17 protein-coding genes are annotated in these 16,869 nt (G+C 74.4%); 5 read left to right on the top strand and 12 right to left on the bottom strand.

From position 1 onward, the window contains the following. Position 1: 1 nt before the first annotated feature. Both GC157_11295 and GC157_11290 read left to right on the top strand, forming a co-directional pair. Positions 2-1,606 carry an MFS transporter gene (locus GC157_11295; protein ID MBI1378048.1) on the top strand — a complete coding sequence of 535 codons (1,605 nt, stop codon included), beginning with the start codon at positions 2-4 and terminating at the stop codon, positions 1,604-1,606. Positions 1,607-1,772: 166 nt separating this feature from the next. After that, positions 1,773-2,387 (top strand): hypothetical protein, encoded by a 615-nt coding sequence (locus GC157_11290; GenBank protein MBI1378047.1) that lies wholly within the window; start codon positions 1,773-1,775, stop codon positions 2,385-2,387. 7 nt (positions 2,388-2,394) lie between these two features. On the opposite strand, the gene GC157_11285 is transcribed toward GC157_11290, so the two are convergent. From GC157_11285 to GC157_11230, 12 genes are all read right to left on the bottom strand, one after another. After that, positions 2,395-3,132, bottom strand: a complete 738-nt coding sequence (locus tag GC157_11285) for a hypothetical protein (GenBank protein MBI1378046.1) — start codon at positions 3,130-3,132, stop codon at positions 2,395-2,397. Between the two features lie 71 nt (positions 3,133-3,203). Further along, positions 3,204-3,698, bottom strand: coding sequence for a MogA/MoaB family molybdenum cofactor biosynthesis protein (locus tag GC157_11280; protein MBI1378045.1), 495 nt, complete (start codon positions 3,696-3,698; stop codon positions 3,204-3,206). Then, complete coding sequence (locus tag GC157_11275) at positions 3,695-4,921, bottom strand: molybdopterin molybdenumtransferase MoeA (protein ID MBI1378044.1); 1,227 nt, start codon at positions 4,919-4,921, stop codon at positions 3,695-3,697. The genes GC157_11280 and GC157_11275 overlap by 4 nt, the downstream gene beginning before the upstream one ends. 21 nt (positions 4,922-4,942) lie before the next feature. After that, on the bottom strand, positions 4,943-6,262 hold the full coding sequence (locus GC157_11270; protein ID MBI1378043.1) for a VWA domain-containing protein: 1,320 nt from the start codon (positions 6,260-6,262) through the stop codon (positions 4,943-4,945). 13 nt (positions 6,263-6,275) lie between these two features. Further along, positions 6,276-7,202: an AAA domain-containing protein gene (locus tag GC157_11265; GenBank protein ID MBI1378042.1), complete on the bottom strand. Its 927-nt coding sequence runs from the start codon at positions 7,200-7,202 to the stop codon at positions 6,276-6,278. 11 nt (positions 7,203-7,213) lie between these two features. Then, positions 7,214-8,143, bottom strand: a complete 930-nt coding sequence (locus tag GC157_11260) for a YHS domain-containing protein (protein ID MBI1378041.1) — start codon at positions 8,141-8,143, stop codon at positions 7,214-7,216. 3 nt (positions 8,144-8,146) lie between these two features. Further along, the gene (locus GC157_11255; protein MBI1378040.1) at positions 8,147-10,540 is read right to left on the bottom strand and encodes a carbon-monoxide dehydrogenase large subunit; all 2,394 of its coding nucleotides are present in this window, start codon (positions 10,538-10,540) and stop codon (positions 8,147-8,149) included. Then, positions 10,537-11,022, bottom strand: a complete 486-nt coding sequence (locus tag GC157_11250; protein ID MBI1378039.1) for a 2Fe-2S iron-sulfur cluster binding domain-containing protein — start codon at positions 11,020-11,022, stop codon at positions 10,537-10,539. The genes GC157_11255 and GC157_11250 overlap by 4 nt, the downstream gene beginning before the upstream one ends. 1 nt (position 11,023) lies before the next feature. After that, the gene (locus GC157_11245) at positions 11,024-11,893 is read right to left on the bottom strand and encodes a xanthine dehydrogenase family protein subunit M (protein ID MBI1378038.1); all 870 of its coding nucleotides are present in this window, start codon (positions 11,891-11,893) and stop codon (positions 11,024-11,026) included. A gap of 189 nt (positions 11,894-12,082) precedes the next feature. Then, positions 12,083-12,748 carry a hypothetical protein gene (locus tag GC157_11240; GenBank protein MBI1378037.1) on the bottom strand — a complete coding sequence of 222 codons (666 nt, stop codon included), beginning with the start codon at positions 12,746-12,748 and terminating at the stop codon, positions 12,083-12,085. A gap of 185 nt (positions 12,749-12,933) precedes the next feature. Next, complete coding sequence (gene moaA, locus GC157_11235; protein ID MBI1378036.1) at positions 12,934-13,947, bottom strand: GTP 3',8-cyclase MoaA; 1,014 nt, start codon at positions 13,945-13,947, stop codon at positions 12,934-12,936. Beyond that, positions 13,944-14,366, bottom strand: a complete 423-nt coding sequence (locus tag GC157_11230; protein ID MBI1378035.1) for a molybdenum cofactor biosynthesis protein MoaE — start codon at positions 14,364-14,366, stop codon at positions 13,944-13,946. Before GC157_11230 ends, moaA begins: the two co-directional genes overlap by 4 nt. 80 nt (positions 14,367-14,446) lie before the next feature. Between GC157_11230 and GC157_11225 the strand changes: the two genes are divergently transcribed. The 3 genes from GC157_11225 (at position 14,447) to GC157_11215 (ending at position 16,779) form a co-directional block, all read left to right on the top strand. Next, positions 14,447-15,553, top strand: a complete 1,107-nt coding sequence (locus GC157_11225) for an XshC-Cox1 family protein (protein MBI1378034.1) — start codon at positions 14,447-14,449, stop codon at positions 15,551-15,553. A gap of 32 nt (positions 15,554-15,585) precedes the next feature. Further along, positions 15,586-16,149, top strand: coding sequence for an NTP transferase domain-containing protein (locus tag GC157_11220; GenBank protein MBI1378033.1), 564 nt, complete (start codon positions 15,586-15,588; stop codon positions 16,147-16,149). A gap of 222 nt (positions 16,150-16,371) precedes the next feature. Further along, a complete protein-coding gene (locus GC157_11215) occupies positions 16,372-16,779 on the top strand; it encodes a helix-turn-helix domain-containing protein (GenBank protein MBI1378032.1) in 408 nt (135 codons plus the stop codon). The last annotated feature ends 90 nt before the right edge of the window (positions 16,780-16,869 follow it).

The following is a 16,869-nucleotide window of genomic DNA, read 5'->3' as shown; positions in this document are numbered from 1 at the left end:
CGTGCAGCGCTGGTGGCCGATGGTGGCGCTGGCCACCGCGCAGTTCGTGATGGTGCTCGACCAGTCGGTGATGAACGTGTCGATCAGCCAGCTGGTCGCCGACTTCGACACCAGCGTGACGACGATCCAGGCCGTCATCACCCTGTACTGCCTGGTGATGGCGATGCTCATGCTCACCGGCGCGAAGGTCGGCGACATCATCGGGCGCCGCCGCGCGTTCGTGGTCGGTCTGGTGATCTACGGCTGCGGCTCGGCGCTCACGGCGGCGTCGCAGAGCGTGCTCGTGCTCGCGCTCGGCTGGTCGGTGCTCGAGGGCATCGGCGCGGCGCTCGTGCTCCCGGCACTGGCCGCGCTCATCGCGGGCAACTACGAGGGCCCCTCCCGGAAGGCCGCCTACGCCGTGATCGGCGGGGTGGCCGGCGCGGGCATCGCCGTCGGCCCGATCCTCGGCGGCTGGGCCACCACGGAGCTCACCTGGCGGGTCGTGTTCGTGGGTGAGGTGGTGCTCGTCGCGTTCATCCTCGTGATGACGCCGAAGGTGCACGACGCGCTGCGCGAGGGCACGGCTCCGCGCCTCGACGCGGTGGGCGCCGTGCTCTCCGCCGTCGGCCTGGGGCTGCTGGTGCTGGGCACCCTGCAGTCGAGCACCTGGGGCTGGTTCCTGCCCGCGGACTCCCCGGTGGAGCCGTTCGGGCTCGCGCTGACGCCGTTCGTGCTCGCCCTGGGCGCGTTCCTCCTGTGGGCGTTCGTGCACTGGCAGCGGCGCCGCGAGGCGGCGGGCACGGACCCGCTGGTGCACCTCGACCTCGTGGCCGTCCCGCCGCTGCGCGCCGGCCTGCTCGGGCTGTTCACCCAGAACCTGATCCTCATGGGCGTGTTCTTCGTCGTCCCGCTCTACCTGCAGATCGTGCTGGGGCTCGACGCGCTGCAGACCGGCCTCAAGATGCTGCCGATCTCGATCACGATGTTCGTGGCCTCGGCGGTGGGCAGCCGGCTCTCGGGCCGCTTCCCGGTGCGCACGATCGTGCGGACCGGTCTCGTGGTGATCATCGTGGCGGTGCTCGTGCTGCTGGCCACGGTGAAGCCCGAGCTGTGGGACGCGATGTTCGCGACCGCGATGGCGCTGCTCGGCGTCGGGATGGGGCTGATGGTGTCCCAGCTCGGCAACGTGGTGCAGTCCTCCGTCGACGCCTCGGGGCGCTCGGAGGCTGGCGGCCTCCAGTACACCGGTCAGCAACTCGGCTCGTCGTTCGGCGTCGCGCTCATCGGCGCGATCGTGCTGTCCGGGCTCGCGAGCGCGTTCGTGACCACGGTGCAGGACGACGCCCGCATCTCGGCCGAGGTGTCGCACCAGGTGGGGATCCGGCTCGAGTCCGGCGTGGACTTCCTCTCCCTCGAGCAGGTGCACGCGGCCGCGACGCAGGCTGGTCTCGACACGGCCACCGCCGACGCCCTCACCGAGGACTACGCCTCGGCCCAGCTGACCGCGCTCAAGGTGGGCCTGCTCGCCGCGGCCCTGCTGGCCCTGGCCTCGCTGCCCTTCACCCGCCACCTGCCGCACGCACTGCCGGCCGCCGCGCCGGAGCCCGAGCCCAGCGCCGCCTGACCGGCCCGGGCGTGACGCCCGACCAGCCCGTGCGTCCGGGGTCGCGTCGCGGTCACGACCTGGTTGCGACCGGCGTCGCGGGTCTGTCCGGCGTCGGACCCGCCGCCTAGCGTGGGGAGGCACCGGCACGTGCGGTGCCGGCCCGGACGACGAGGCGAGGTGCCGGGTGCGCCAGCAGCGCTCCGCTCCCCCACGACGTCGCAGCACACGGCGGCGCCGGGTGCTCACCTGCCTCGCGGCGCTGGCCGCCGCACCGCTCCTGGTCTCCGCGTGGGGCACCGACGACCTCGTCGTGCAGGGGCTCCTGCTGCTCACGGCCGGCACCTGGACGGCGCTGCGGCTGCGCCGTCTGCGCGAGCGGCGCCGCCGTCCGCTCACCGACCCGGAGGCCATGCGGCTCTCCTCGGCGATGCACGTGCACCTGCGCGGGGTCCGGGTGGCCGACGTCCACGTGCGCGACGAGGAGGTGCGCGTCACCTTCACCTGGCGGGCGGCGTCCACCATGCTGCTCGACGACGACGGCCGCCCGGTGGCCGAGCTCGCCCGCAACGCGCTCACCTCGGCGTACACGATCGGAGTGCCGGTGCGCGACACCGACGTCGCCGAGCGCCTGCGCGACGACCACGACCTCGGCGAGCTGTCGATCTACGGCACCACCGACGTCGCCGTGCACCCGGAGGGCAACGTGCTCGAGCACGGGCTGCGCATCGACCAGTACGACCTGGCCTTCGCGTCGTGGTCCGGCAGCCTTCCGGCCGGCCGCGCGCTCGCGGACTGGTAGGCGCCGCTCAGCCGCAACCGGGCGTGCCGGTGACCCCGAGGCGGCCGTAAGAGGTCGGCAGCCACGCGCCCACCGAGGCGACCGTGGGGTCGGCGTACACGAGCTGGGAGTCGTACGCGCCGGGGTCGCTGCCGTCGGTGGGGGTCGGCGTGGGGGTGATCATCCACAGCGAGGCGCGCACCGCGATCGTCACCCGCGAGGCGGTGGTGCCCGCCCAGCACATCCGCGCCGCCGTGGAGGCGTACGCCGTGGAGTCACTCACCGCCGCGCCGACCGCGACGCCCTGGTACTGCATCACGACCACCATCCGCTTGCCGTCGACGTCCGCCCCGGACAGGTCCTGGTAGCGCCACCACATCCCGCGCGTCATCGAGGTGGGCACCCGCCACTCCAGCGGCCAGTCCGAGAGCTGGCTCTGGCTGCCCAGGCTGCGGGTGACGCCGCCCGCGGTGGTGAAGGCCACGAGGATGCAGTCGCGGCAGCCGGTGCCGCTGATGCTGATCCGCACGGTGGTCATCGGCGTCGGGGTCGCGGTCGGAGTCGCGGTCGGGGTGGCGGTGCGCGTGGGACTGCTCGTCGCCGTGGAGGTCGGCGTCGACGACGTGGTCGAGGCGCTCGGCGACGCGCTCGAGCTGCTCGGGGTCGGGGTGGTGGTGCCCGAGCCCGACGTCGAGGGTGCGGCCGGGTCGCCGCCGCAGCCCGCGAGGGCGAGGAGAGCGGCGGTGAGCACGACGGTCGCGCGCATCCGCACGGCTCCATCGAACCGCCGGCGACCTCAGGGATGCACGGCGAGCGCGCCCGGAAGGGCCATCCGCCCTACTCCGAGCGCGCCCCGTGGTCCGAGCCGGGGATCTGGTCGAGGGCGTGCGGCACGACGTCGGCGAGGACCGCGAGACCGTCGCGCACGCCGCCCGTGGACCCGGGGAGGTTGACCACCAGCGTGCGCCCCGCCGTGCCCGCGATACCGCGGGAGAGCACGGCCGTCGGCACGCCGTGGGCCGCGCCGTAGGCGCGCAACGCCTCGGCGATGCCGGGGATCTGGCGGTCCACCACGCGCGCGGTCATCTCCGGGGTGAGGTCGCTCGGCGTGAGCCCGGTGCCGCCCGTGGTCACCACGAGGTCGTAGCCGGCGGTCACGGCGTCGCGCAGCGCGGCCTCGACCGGGTCGCCGTCGGCCACCACGAGCGGACCCTCGACGTCGAGGCCCATCGCGAGCAGGCCCTCGCGCAGGACGGGGCCGGACCGGTCGTCCCAGACCCCGGCGCTGGCCCGGGTGGACACCGTGACGACGAGGGCGCGGCGCGCGCTCACGGCTGGGCCCGCGTGAGGTCGATGACGCCGACGGGGTCGCCCGCCTCGACCCGCGTGACGTCGGCGGCCACCACCACGAGGCAGTCGGACTGCGCGAGGCCGCCCATGACGTGCGAGCCCTGGCCGCCCACGGGCGCCACCGCGCGGGTGCCGTCGTCGCGCACCGTGAGGACCCCGCGGGCGAACTGCGTCTTGCCGGCGGGGGAGTCGAACGCGGCCAGCGACACGGCCGGCTCGGTGGGGCGCACGAGGTCGCGCTTGCCCATGAGCCGACGGATCAGCGGGCGCACGTAGAGCTCGAAGGAGACGAACGAGCTCACCGGGTTGCCCGGCAGCGTGACGATCGGGACGCCGCGTTCGCCGAGCCGCCCCGCCCCCTGCGGCATGCCCGGGTGCTGGGCGACCTTGACGAACTCGACCTCGCCGCTGCGCGCCAGCACCGCCTTCACGGTGTCGTAGGCGCCCATGCTCACCCCGCCGCTGGTCACCACGACGTCGGCCTCGCGCAGCGCGGCCTCGAGCACCGCGCGGAACTCGTCGTCGTCGTCGGGCGAGCGGGGCGTGCGCCAGGCGCTCGCGCCGGCCGCGCGCGCGAGGGCCACGAGCATCACGCCGTTGGAGTCGATGATCTGGCCGGGCCCGGGCTCCTGACCGGCCTCCACCAGCTCGTCGCCTGTGCTGATGACGACGACGTGCGGGCGCCGGACCACGTGCACGTGGCCGCGCCCCACCGACGCGATGACCGGCACCGAGCGCTCGGTGACGACGTCGCCGCGCGCCGCGACGACGGCTCCGGCCGCGACGTCCTCGCCGGCGCGCCGCACGTAGGCACCCGAGTCCACCGGCGCAGTGACCGCGACCCGCTGCGTGCCGCCGTCGGTGCGCTCGACCGGCACGACGGCGTCCGCGCCCGGGGGCAGCGGCGCGCCGGTCATGATGCGCACGCAGCGCCCGGGCGAGACGGTGAGCGCGAGCGAGGTGCCCGCCGCGAGGTCGCCGTCGACGTCGAGCACCACGGGGGTGTCCGGCGCCGCGCCGGCGACGTCGGCGGCCACCACGGCGTAGCCGTCCATCGAGCTGTTGTCGAACGACGGCAGCGGCCAGGGCGCGGCGACGTCCTCGGCGAGGGTCTGGCCGAGGGCGTCGAGCAGCGCGACGTCGATGGGCTCGAGCGGCTCGACGCCGGCGAGCACGGCCGCCCGGTGCTCCTCGACGCCCCTCACCTCGATGCCTCCACCCCGCGACTATCCCGCATACAGCTCGTCCTCGGGACGCGGGACCCCCGGGTGCGGCAGCGCCGCGTGCCGGTGGTGGCGGCCGTCGTGCGCGGCGTCGCGGATCGCCTCGAGCACGTCCTCGATGGCGCGCATCGAGTGCCCGCTCACGAACGTGTCGACGTAGGGCATCGCCGCCGCCATCCCGCCGACCACCGGCTGGTAGCCGCGGGCCGCCTTGCGCGGGTTGACCCAGATGACGTGGAAGGCCAGCCGCGAGAGCTGCTCCATCGCCCGGCCGACGAGGGCCGGGTCCTCGATCTCCCAGCCGTCCGAGACGATCACCACCACGGCGCCGCGGGCCAGGCCGCGACGGCCGTGCTGGTCGAGGAACGTCTTGAGCGCGCTGCCGATCCGGGTGCCGCCGGACCAGTCGGGCGCGGCCGCCGCCGCGCGGCGGTAGGCGACGTCGGGGTGCGTGTGCTGAAGCGGGCGGGTGAGCCGGGTGAGCCGCGTGGCGAACACGAACGCCTCGGCGCCCAGCGCCTTCACCGCGCCGCGCATCAGGTGCAGGTAGACGCGGGCGTAGGGCTCCATCGAGCCGGACACGTCGGCGATGAGCACCACGCGCCGCGGCCGGGTGGTGGGGCGCCGGTGCACGCGGTGCACCGGGTCGCCCGCGGTGCGGTGCATGCCGCGCAGGGTGGCCCGGACGTCGAGCACGCGGCCGCTGCTGTGCCGGCGCTTGCGCCGCGCGGTGAGCAGCGGCGCGACGAACGGCAGCGCCGCGATGAGCGCGTTGAGCAGCGCGAGCTCCTCCTCGGAGCAGTCGGCGAAGTTCTTCTCCCCCAGGCGTTCCTCGACGCTCACGGCCGCCAGCACGGACTCCTCGTCGGACTCCGGCTCGGTGCCGCTCTCCCCGGGCAGCCCGCTGGAGCCGGACGGCTGCACGTCGTCGTCGCCCTCGCGCTCGGGCTCGCCCGCCGCGCGCTCGCCCTCGGGCCGCGCCGAGGGCGGCGGCGGGTGCGCGCTGTCGCCGCGGAAGTCGGCCTGGTCGACGACGCCGCCGAACACCTGCGCGAAGACGCGGTCGAACACCTCGAGCTGGTCGCGGCCGCTCACCAGCGTGGTGCGGCCGAGCGCGGCGAGCTCGGGCAGCGTGGTGGGCGCCGCCAGCACCACCACCTGGGCGAAGCGCGAGCTGCGCTCCGGCGTCACCGGCACCCCGGCCTCGTGCAGCAGGTGCCCGAACGCGCCAGCGATGCCGGCGAGGTCCGCACCGGCCGGCAGCCCGAGCGCCTCCCCCTTCCGCGGCGCCCCGCGGTCCGGCGCCCCCTGGTCCGGCGTCATGACGGCGTCCGCCTCAGCCGTGCCGGGCCGGCGCGTCGCGCACCGCCTCGGCGGCCTCCTGGGCCGAGCGCGCCGGGTCGGCGATCCAGCGCAGCCCGGCGGCCCGCGCGACGTCGTGGTCCTCGCGGTACTTGAGCACCGAGCCGAGCGTGGCGCCGACGCCGTCCTCGTCGAGGTGGTCGAGTCCCATGAGCGTGGCGGCGTGCACCCAGTCGATCGCCTCGGCGACGCCGGGCGGCTTCTGGATGTCGAGGGTGCGCAGGCGGGCCACCGCGCCGGCCACCTGGGTCGCGAGGGCCTCGCTCGCCTCGGGCACCCGCGCGCGCACGATGGCGACGGCCTGCGCGAGCGGCGGGTAGTCGATCCAGTGGTAGAGGCAGCGGCGCTTGAGCGCGTCGTGCAGGTCGCGCGTGCGGTTGGAGGTGAGGATCACGATCGGCGGGTGCGTCGCGGTGAGCGTGCCGATCTCCGGGATGGTCACGGTCGACTCGGCGAGCAGCTCGAACAGGAACGCCTCGAACTCCTCGTCGGCGCGGTCGACCTCGTCGATGAGCAGCACCGCCGGCCGTGGCCCCGGGTGCTCGAGCGCCTCGAGCAGCGGCCGCCGGATCAGGTAGCTCTCGCCGAACAGCGACTCCTCCGCGAGGTCGTCGCCGCGCGCCTCGGCCAGCCGGATCCCGAGCAGCTGGCGCGGGTAGTTCCACTCGTAGAGCGCCTCCGCGGCGTCGATCCCCTCGAAGCACTGGAGCCGGATCAGCGGGGTGTCGAGCAGCTCGGCGAGCGCCTTGGCCGCCTGGGTCTTGCCGACGCCGGCCTCGCCCTCGAGCAGCAGCGGCTGCGGCAGCCGCACGGCGCAGAACAGCGCCGTGGCGAGCCCCGGGTCGGCGAGGTAGCCGACGTCGGCGAGTCGCTTCGTGAGGGTGGCGGTGTCAGGGACCAGCTCGGCGAGGCTCACGAGCGCGGGTACTTCCCGGGATCCGCGAGGAAGGCGCGCCGGCAGCCGGGGCAGCAGAACCACACGCGCTCGCCGTCGACGTCGGCGTGGAGGGCGTCGTCGGTGATGGTCACCGTCATGCCGCACACCGGGTCGATCGCGGTCTGCGCCTCGAGGGTGAGCACGCCGAAGCTGGTCACCGGCGGCTCGCCCGGTGCGTGGTGCGGGTCGGCCGGGGCGCGCGGCACCCGTGGCCGCTCCGCCACCATCTGCGCGAGCACCGAGAGCGCGATCTCGGCCGGGGTGCGCGCCCCGATGTCGAGCCCCGCCGGGGTGCGGATCCGCGCCTTCTCCTCCGCGTCGAGGTCGAGCGAGGCGACCACGGCGCCGCCGCGCTTGCGGCTGCCGATGAGCCCGACGTAGGGGACGCCGGCGCGCACGGCCGCCTCGAGGGTCTCCTCCTCGCGCTTGCCGTGGGTGGCGACGAGCAGGGCGTCCGCGGCCGAGAGGTCGGCGTCGTCGTACGCCGCCACCTCGTAGCCGAGCGCGGCCGCCACGTCGCGGAGCGCGCGGGCGATCGGGCTGTCGCCGAGCACGGCCACCAGCGGCGGCGGCAGCACGGGCTCGAGGAAGATCTCCAGCGTGCCGCCGGACAGGCACGGGTTGACCACCACGGTCTTGCCCGGCTGCGCCTCCTCCGGGTCCGGCGAGATCCGCAGCAGCATGGAGTCGCCCGAGGCGAGCAGCGCGAGCGCCTGCGTGCGCACGGTGGACTCGGCGCACTGGCCGCCGACGAACCCGTCGATCGTGCCGTCCGAGGTGACGAGCGCCTCGTCGCCGGGCTTGGCCGAGGTCGGCCGCTCGGCCAGCACGACCCGGGCGTGCACGAACGGGACCCGGCTCGCCCGCAGCGAGTCGGCCCGTTCGTGCAGCGCCGGGACGGTCATGGGCTACTCCACCGCCAGGTCGGTGCGCACCGGGCGGCCCTGGATGGCGCGCCAGACGTTGGCCGGGGTGAGCGGCATGTCCGCGTGGCGGACCCCGAAGGGCGAGATGGCGTCGATGACGGCGTTCACCACGGCGGCCGGCGAGCCGACCGTCGCGGACTCCCCGACGCCCTTGGCCCCGATGGGGTGGTGCGGCGAGGGCGTCACGGTCTCGCCGAGCTCCCAGTCCGGGCACTCCATCGACGTGGGCAGCAGGTAGTCCATGAACGAGCCGCCGAGGTGGTTGCCCTCCTCGTCGAAGGCCATCACCTCCATGAGCGCCATGCCGACGCCGTCGGCGAGACCACCGTGCACCTGGCCCTCGACGATCATCGGGTTGATCCGCGTGCCGCAGTCGTCGACCGCGATGAACCTGCGGACCTTCACCTGGCCGGTGCCCGGGTCGACGTCGACGACGCAGATGTAGCAGCCGTAGGGATAGGTGAGGTTGGGCGGGTTGTAGACCACCTGCGCGTCGAGGTGGCCCTCGACGCCCTCCGGGAGCTCGAGGGCGCTGTGCGCGTCCATCGCGATCTCCTGGATGGTGCGGCCGCGCTCGGGGTCGCCCTTGACGTACCAGCGCCCGAGCTCCCACTCGAGGTCGTCCGGCGCGCACTCCAGTGCCGCCGCGGCGATGATGCGCGCCTTGTCGCGCACCTTGCGCGCGACCAGGGCGGCGGCCGCACCGGACACCGGGGTCGAGCGCGAGCCGTAGGTGCCCAGGCCGAACGGGGTGTTGTCGGTGTCGCCGTGGATGACGTCGACGTCCTCCGGCGGGATGCCCAGCTCGTGCGCGACGATCTGCGCGAACGTCGTCTCGTGCCCCTGGCCCTGCGTCTGCACGGACAGCCGCACCTGCGCCTTGCCGGTGGGGTGCACCCGCAGGTCGCAGCCGTCGGCCATGCCGAGGCCGAGGATGTCCATGTGCTTGCGGGGGCCGGCGCCCACGCCCTCGGTGAAGAACGAGATGCCGATGCCCATGTACTCGCCGCGGGCCCGCTTCTCCGCCTGCTCCTTGCGCAGCTCGTCGTAGCCGGCGATGCCCATCGCGACGCGCATCGTCTTCTCGTACTCGCCCGAGTCGTACTCCCAGCCCGTGGGGCTCATGTAGGGGAACTGCTCCGGCCGCAGCAGGTTCTTCAGCCGCAGCTCGGCCGGGTCCATCTTCAGCTCCTGCGCGAGGCAGTCCACGATGCGCTCGATGCAGTAGGACGCCTCGGTGATGCGGAAGGAGCAGGCGTAGGCCACGCCGCCCGGCGCCTTGTTGGTGTAGACCGCCTTCACCGTGCAGTGCGCGGCGGGGTAGTCGTAGGAGCCCGTGAAGATGTGGAAGAACCCGGCCGGGTACTTCGTCGGCTGCGCGGTGCCGTTGAACGCGCCGTGGTCGGCGAGCACGTCCACCTTCACCGCGAGGATCTTGCCGTCCTTGGTCGACGCGATCGAGGTCTTCATGTGGTAGTCGCGGGCGAATCCCGTCGACATGAGGTTCTCGCTGCGGTCCTCCATCCACTTCACCGGCTTGCCGGTGACGATGGAGCCGACGATCGAGCAGACGTAGCCGGGGTAGATCGGCACCTTGTTGCCGAAGCCGCCGCCGATGTCCGGGCTGATGATCTGGATGTTCTGCTCCGGCAGGCCGGCCACGAGCGCGTAGACGGTGCGGTGCGCGTGCGGCGCCTGCGTGGTGGTCCAGAGCTTGAGCTTGCCCGTGACCGGGTCCATGTGGGCGACCGAGCCGCAGGTCTCCATCGGCGCCGGGTGCACGCGCGGGTAGAGGATGTCCTGCGTCACCACGACGTCGGCGGAGGCGAACGCGGCCTCGGTGGCCGCGGCGTCGCCGGCCTCCCAGTCGTAGATGTGGTTGTCGGTCTTGCCCTCCTTGTCGTCGCGGATCACCGGCGCGTCCGGGTCGAGGGCGCGCTTGGCGTCGGCGACGACCGGCAGCGGGTCGTACTCAACGTCGATGAGCTCGAGCGCGTCGCGCGCGATGTAGCGCGAGTCGGCCACGACGAACGCGACCTCCTGGCCCTGGAACCGCACCTTGTCCGTGGCGAGCACGGCCTGGGTGTCGTAGGACAGCGTGGGCATCCACGCGAGGCCGAGACCGGCCAGCGTCTCGCCGGTGATGACGGCGTGGACGCCGGGCAGCGCCTCGGCCGCCGAGGTGTCGACCGAGATGATCCGCGCGTGCGCGAACGGGCTGCGCAGCACCGCGCCGTGCAGCATCCCGGGCAGGTTGAGGTCGTCGACGTAGTTGCCCTGGCCGCGCAGGAACCGCGCGTCCTCCTTGCGGTGCATGCGGCCGAAGCCGATGGGGTTGCCGCCCGCGCTGATGGGGGCGTCCTCGACGGCGGTCATGCGGTCACCTCGCTCGACGTCTGGGCCGGGTGGTCCGCGGCGTTCTGGATCGCCGCGACGATGTTCTTGTAGCCGGTGCAGCGGCAGATGTTGCCGGAGATGCCCTCGCGGATCTCCGCCTCGGTGGGGTGCGGGTTGCGGTCGAGCAGCCAGCGGGCCTGCATCATCATCCCGGGCGTGCAGTAGCCGCACTGGAGGCCGTGGCACTCCATGAACCCGGTCTGCACGGGGTCGAGCTCGCCGCCGGCGGCGAGGCCCTCCACGGTGCCGACCGACTTCCCGTCGGCCTGCACGGCGAGCATCGTGCAGCTCTTCACGGTGTCGCCGTCGACGGTGACCGTGCAGGCGCCGCAGTTGCTGGTGTCGCAGCCCCAGTGGGTGCCGCGCAGCCCGAGCTCGTCGCGCAGGAAGTGCACGAGCAGCATGCGCGGCTCGATGTCGCGGGAGTGCTCGGTCCCGTTGACGGTGATCGTGACCTGCATGTCAGGCTCCCTGGCTCGCGGCGGCGGCGCGCCGCAGCGCGCGGAGGGTCAGCTCGTAGGCGAGGTGCTTCTTGTAGTCGACCGGCCCGCGCTGGTCGGCGCTGGGCTCGACCGAGTCGGCCGTGGCGCGCGCCGCGGCGGCGAGGTTCTCCTCGGTGGGTGCCTGGCCGGTGAGCGCCGCCTCGCCCTCGGGCGAGCAGAAGTGCGTGGCGCCCACCGCGGCCAGGCCGATGCCGCAGTCGCTCACCACGCCGTCGGCGACCACGACGTACACCCCGGCCGTGGCGACGCCCCAGTCGCCGGCGCGGCGCTCGACCTTCTCGTACGCGGAGCCCGCGCCCGGCCGGATCGGGTAGCGCAGCTCGGTGAGCAGCTCGCCGGGGCCCACCACGGTCTCGTAGGGGCCGAGGTGGAACTCGCGCGCCGGCACGGTGCGGGTGCCGCCCGGCCCGGTGATCACCGCCGTGGCGCGCAGGGCGCTGGCCACGGCCGACATGTCCGACGCCGGGTCCGCCTGGCACAGCGAGCCGCCGATCGTGCCGCGGTTGCGCACGATGGGGTCCGCGATGAGGTGCTCCGCCTCGCGGAAGACCGGGTAGTGCTCCGAGAGGATGTCGGAGTCGAGCACGTCGCGGTGGCGCGTCATGGCGCCGACGACGATCTCGCTGCCCTCCACGCGGACCCCGGCCAGCTCCGGGATGTCGTTGATGTCGACCAGCGCGTCCGGCCGGGCCAGGCGCAGCTTCATCATCGGCAGCAGGCTGTGGCCGCCGGCGAGAGCACGTGCCTCCTCCCCCAGCGCGGCGAGCTTGGCCAGGGCGTCGGCGACCGAGGTCGCCTTCGCGTAGTCGACGGGGGCGGGGGTCTGCATGCCATCACCTCTCGAGAACGACGTCGGTCTCGGTGCATGTGCTCGGTGCGTGTGCTCGGTGCGTGTGCTCAGTGCGTGTGCTCCGTGCCTGCGGAGCTCCGTGACGTGTTCGACGAACACGACCGCCCCCGGGTGCCCGCCGCGCCAGTGTCCGTCAGGCCACGACCGTCGCGGGGCGAATTGGGGGAATCAGCGACGTCGGACGATCCAGATGATCACGCCCACCACGACGGCCACGCCGATCACGACCGGGATCGCGCGCTTGAGGACCGGGGCGCCGGCGGTGCCGAGCAGGTCGATCGCCTCGTCGGCATGGGGGCGCGGCGGCGCGGCGACGGGCGCGGGCGCGGCCGGTTGGCCGCCCTCGGCCCCCTCGGCGGCCGGGGCCGCGGCCTCGGGCTCGCCGGCCCCGCCGCCCATCGTGGCGGCCAGGTTGTCGGCGAACTGGTCGACGATGCGGCCCGCGACGTCCTGCATCACGCCTCGGCCGAACTGCGCCGCCTTGCCGGTGATGGAGAACTCCGTGGTGATGTCGACCCGGGTGCGGTCCGGGGCCTCGGCCACCAGCACCGCCGTGACGGTGCCCTTGGCCGTGCCGGTGCCCTTGGTCTCCTTGCCCGACCCCTCGATCACCAGCGTGTGGCTGGCCTCGTCGCGGCTGACGAAGTGCGCCTGGCCGGCGAAGGTCATGGCCACCGGTCCGAGGCGCACCTTGACGTTGCCGGTCATGTCGTCGCCCTCGTGCGAGGTGAGCGTCGCGCCGGGCATGCACGGGGCGAGGCCCTCGACGTCCTGGAGCGTGGTCCAGGCGGTGTCGATGTCGGACGGGACGACGAACGAGTTCTGCAACTCCATGGGTGCGCTCCGAGGCAGGGGTCGTCGGGCCGGACCGGGGTCGGCGCACCGGTCGTCGGGATGGGGGCGACGCTAGACCGCGGCGGCACGGGCCGCCACCGGACCGGGAGCGCCCGGCTGGTCGCGCGCCGGGCGTCGGCACCGGCGCAGCCGCGGCGTCCCGCAGAGCAGAACCGCGGGCGGGCTCAGCCGCCGATGGCCGACATCGGCCGGCTGGGCTGGATGAACCCGATGTCGTTGATGCCGTGGCCGGGCAGCTTGTCGGCGATCACGCGCCGCAGCCGGCGCTCGATCTCGGCGCGCAGCGCGTCGGGGTCGGCCGCGAGCGTCTCGTCGCGCAGCGCGGTGCGCAGGTCGAGCTCGTCGCGGGCGAACAGGCAGTTGCGCAGCTGGCCGTCGGCGGTGAGCCGCACGCGGTCGCACGCGGCGCAGAACGGCCGCGTGACGCTCGCGATGATGCCGACCGTGGCGGGGCCGCCGTCGACGTAGAACTCCTCGGCCGGCGCGGAGCCACGGGACGGCACCGGGGTGAGGGTGTGGTGCTCGGAGAGCCGCTCGAAGATCTCGTCGGCGGTCACCATGGTGGAGCGCAGCCACACGCCGCTCGGGTCGAGGGGCATCTGCTCGATGAAGCGCAGCCGCCAGCCCTCGTCGAGCGCGCGCCGCAGCAGCGCGGGGGCCTCGTCGTCGTTGACGTCGCGCATGAGCACGCTGTTGACCTTGACCGGCGCGAGGCCGGCGTCCTGCGCCGCCTTGATGCCGGCGATGACGTCGTCGAACCGGTCGCGGAAGGTCATCGCACGGAAGCGCTCGCGGTCGAGCGTGTCGAGGCTGATGTTGACGCGGCGGAGACCGGCGTCGGCGAGCGGCCGCGCGAGGGTCGTGAGCTTGAGGCCGTTGGTGGTGACGCTGATCTCCGGCCGGTGCTCGAGCCCGTTGATGCGGCGCACGACGTCCACGACGTCGGCGCGCAGGAGCGGCTCGCCCCCGGTGAGCCGGATGCCGGTGATGCCGAGCGAGGTGGCGACGTCGAGGACGGCGATCAGCTCGTCGGTGGACAGGAGCGACGGCCCGGGCAGGAAGTCGGCGAAGTCGTTCGGCATGCAGTAGGTGCAGCGCAGGTTGCACCGGTCGGTGAGGGAGACGCGCATGTCGCGGTGCACGCGGCCGTAGGTGTCGAGCAGCGGCTCGGGGCTCATGCGCAGTTCACCCACTCGTCGCTGCCGTCGGTGAAGACCTGGTGCTTCCACACCGGGAGCCGGTGCTTGACCTCGTCGACGAGGTCGGCGCACGCGGCGAACGCCTCCTTGCGGTGCACGCCGGCGACCGCCGCGACCAGGGCGGCGTCGCCCACCTGGAGCAGCCCCACCCGGTGCAGCACCGCGATCGCGAGCACGTCGTGGCGCTCGGCCACCTCGCGCGCGACCTCGGCGATGACCGCCGCGGCCGTGGGGTGGCCCTCGTACTCGAGGTGCCGCACGTGCCGGCCGTCGTCGTGGTCGCGCACGTCGCCGGAGAAGGTGACCACCGCGCCCGCCGTGCGGCCGGCGACGAGCTCCTCGACGTCGCGGACGCTCACGGGGGCGTCCACGACGTCGGCACGACGCACAGCGGTCATGGAGGCATTATGTGACCGATGCCGTGCCGCCGCGCCTGCGGTTGCCGAACGGCGGACGCGACTCGTGAGCAGGAGCAGCCGTGCGCGAGGTCCTTCCGGCACTGATGGCCGCCTACGAGCGCGGCGAGGCCGTCGCGCTCGCCACCGTGGTGCGCACCTGGCGCTCGGCCCCGCGTCCCGCGGGCGCGTCCATGCTGGTCACCGAGGGGGGCGAGGCGGTCGGGTCGGTGAGCGGCGGCTGCGTCGAGGGGGCCCTGTTCACCCTCGGCGAGGAGGTCCTCGAGACCGGGGAGTGCCGGTTCGAGACCTACGGCGTCAGCGACGACGACGCCTTCGCCGTCGGCCTGACCTGCGGCGGGATCCTCGAGGTGTTCGTCGAGAAGGTGACGCCGCAGAGCTGGCCCGAGCTGCCCGGCATCTCCCGCAGCATCGCGGCCGAGGAGCCGGTGGCCGTGGCCGTCGTCGTCCGCGGGCCGGCGCACGTGGGCCGCCACCTCGTGGTGCGCGCCTCGGGCACGGAGGGGAGCCTCGGCACCCCCCGGCTGGACGACACCGTGGGGGCGGACGTGCTCGGGCTGCTGGAGTCCGGCCGCACGGGGTTCCTGCACTACGGGCCGGACGGCGAGCGGCTCGGTGACGAGCTCGAGGTGTTCGTGGCCTCGTTCGCGCCGGCGCCGCGCATGTACGTCTTCGGCGCGATCGACTTCTCCGCCGCCCTCGCGCGGGCCGGCAAGCTGCTCGGCTTCCACGTCACCGTGGTGGACGCCCGCGAGGTCTTCGCCACGCGCAAGCGGTTCCCGGAGGCCGACGAGGTCGTCGTCGACTGGCCGCACCGCTGGCTGTCCTCGGCCCCGGTCGACTCGCGCACCGTCATCTGCGTGCTCACCCACGACCCGAAGTTCGACGTCCCCGCGCTCAAGGTGGCGGTGGGCACGCCGGCGGCCTACATCGGGGCCATGGGCTCGCGGCGCACGCACGAGGACCGGCTCGTGCGGCTCAAGGAGGCCGGGCTGACCGACGCCGAGGTGGCCCGCATCCACTCGCCCATCGGCCTCGACCTCGGTGCCCGCACGCCCGAGGAGACCGCGGTGTCGATCGCCGCCGAGATCGTGCAGGAGCGGTGGGGCGGCACCGGAGGGCGGCTCACGCACTCCGACGGCCCCATCCACGCGGGCGCCCCGCGCTGAGCACGGGACAGCCGGGTCGCCGGGACGCCGTCATGGGTGCGACCGCGGGTCTGGTGCTCGCCGCCGGCGAGGGCCGGCGCTTCGGCGGACCCAAGGCGCCCTACGAGCTCGACGGCGTCCGGCTCGTCGACCGTGCCGTGGCGGTGCTGCGCGAGGCCGGCTGCGACCCGGTGGTGGTGGTGCTCGGCGCGTGGCTCGGCGAGGTGCCGGGCGCGCAGGTTGTGCGCAACGACGACTGGGCCACCGGCATGGGGTCGTCGCTGCGGGTGGGGCTGGACGCGGTGGCTCGCCACGACGGGGTCGAGCGCGTGGCCGTCACCCTCGTGGACCTCCCGGGCCTCACGGCCGAGGCGGTGCGGCGGGCGCTCGCGGGAGCGGCCGGCACCGCCGACGGCGCGCCCGCACGTGCGCTGGCGGTCGCGACCTACGACGGGCGGCGCGGCCACCCGGTGGTGCTCGGTCGCGCGCACTGGGCGGGCGCGGCCGCGAGCGCCGCGGGCGACCGCGGGGCGCGCGACTACCTCGCCACGCACGCCCCGGTGCTCGTGGAGGTGGGCGACGTCGCCTCGGACGACGACCTCGACGAGCGCCCCTGACCGTGCCGCCGCCGGCTGCTCGGGGCCGGGCCGGTCGTCGTGGGCGGAGCGCGCCTCGCCGTCGCAAGGCGACCACCTCGGGGCCGGGCCGGTCGTCGTGGGCGGAGCGCGCCTCGCCGTCGCGGGGCGGCGTCCGCACTCCCGGCGCACGACCCAGCGCGGTCCGCCGCGGACGTCGTCCTCGCCGGGCGCCGCGGCCCCGGCGCGGCCTACGCTCCCGGCATGACGCAGCTGCGGATCAGCGAGGTCGCCGCGCTCCTCCAGGTGAGCGACGACACCGTGCGCCGCTGGGCCGACGCCGGCCGGTTCGCGACCACGACGGACGACGCCGGCCGCGCGGTGGTCGAGGGCGCGGAGCTCGCGCGGTTCATGGCCGCCCGGGCCGCGGAGGAGCCCGCGCTGGAGTCGCCCGTGGTGAGCGCGTCGGCGCGCAACCGCCTGGTGGGGATCGTCACGCGCGTGGTGCGCGACACCGTGATGGCGCAGGTGGAGCTCCAGGTGGGCCCGCACCGGATGGTGTCGCTCATGAGCCGCGAGGCCGCCGACGAGCTCGGGCTCGAGCCGGGCGTGCTCGCCGTCGCCACGGTGAAGTCGACCAACGTCGGCATCGAGATCCCCGCCCACCGCTGAGCACCCGACCCCCTCGTCGTTACTGCCGGAACGACCGGATTCCGCGCCGGTTTCCGGTCGTTCGGGCAGTAACGACGGGGTCTGGCGGGT

It is taken from the genome of Frankiales bacterium, from assembly GCA_016125335.1.
In the GTDB taxonomy this organism is placed as follows: domain Bacteria; phylum Actinomycetota; class Actinomycetes; order S36-B12; family CAIYMF01; genus Longivirga.
Note: the sequence above shows the minus strand (reverse complement) of the source record. Positions and strands in the feature narration are given on the sequence as shown.

Excerpts from the sequence above, each read along its gene's own strand:
- GC157_11240 (MBI1378037.1), bottom strand. The coding sequence starts at position 12,748 with ATGGAGTTGCAGAACTCGTTCGTCGTCCCGTCCGACATCGACACCGCC.
- GC157_11215 (MBI1378032.1), top strand. The coding sequence starts at position 16,372 with ATGACGCAGCTGCGGATCAGCGAGGTCGCCGCGCTCCTCCAGGTGAGC.
- GC157_11230 (MBI1378035.1), bottom strand. The coding sequence starts at position 14,366 with ATGACCGCTGTGCGTCGTGCCGACGTCGTGGACGCCCCCGTGAGCGTC.
- GC157_11270 (MBI1378043.1), bottom strand. The coding sequence starts at position 6,262 with ATGACGCCGGACCAGGGGGCGCCGGACCGCGGGGCGCCGCGGAAGGGG.
- GC157_11285 (MBI1378046.1), bottom strand. The coding sequence starts at position 3,132 with ATGCGCGCGACCGTCGTGCTCACCGCCGCTCTCCTCGCCCTCGCGGGC.
- GC157_11255 (MBI1378040.1), bottom strand. The coding sequence starts at position 10,540 with ATGACCGCCGTCGAGGACGCCCCCATCAGCGCGGGCGGCAACCCCATC.
- GC157_11220 (MBI1378033.1), top strand. The coding sequence starts at position 15,586 with ATGGGTGCGACCGCGGGTCTGGTGCTCGCCGCCGGCGAGGGCCGGCGC.
- moaA (MBI1378036.1), bottom strand. The coding sequence starts at position 13,947 with ATGAGCCCCGAGCCGCTGCTCGACACCTACGGCCGCGTGCACCGCGAC.
- GC157_11260 (MBI1378041.1), bottom strand. The coding sequence starts at position 8,143 with ATGACCGTCCCGGCGCTGCACGAACGGGCCGACTCGCTGCGGGCGAGC.
- GC157_11245 (MBI1378038.1), bottom strand. The coding sequence starts at position 11,893 with ATGCAGACCCCCGCCCCCGTCGACTACGCGAAGGCGACCTCGGTCGCC.
- GC157_11250 (MBI1378039.1), bottom strand. The coding sequence starts at position 11,022 with ATGCAGGTCACGATCACCGTCAACGGGACCGAGCACTCCCGCGACATC.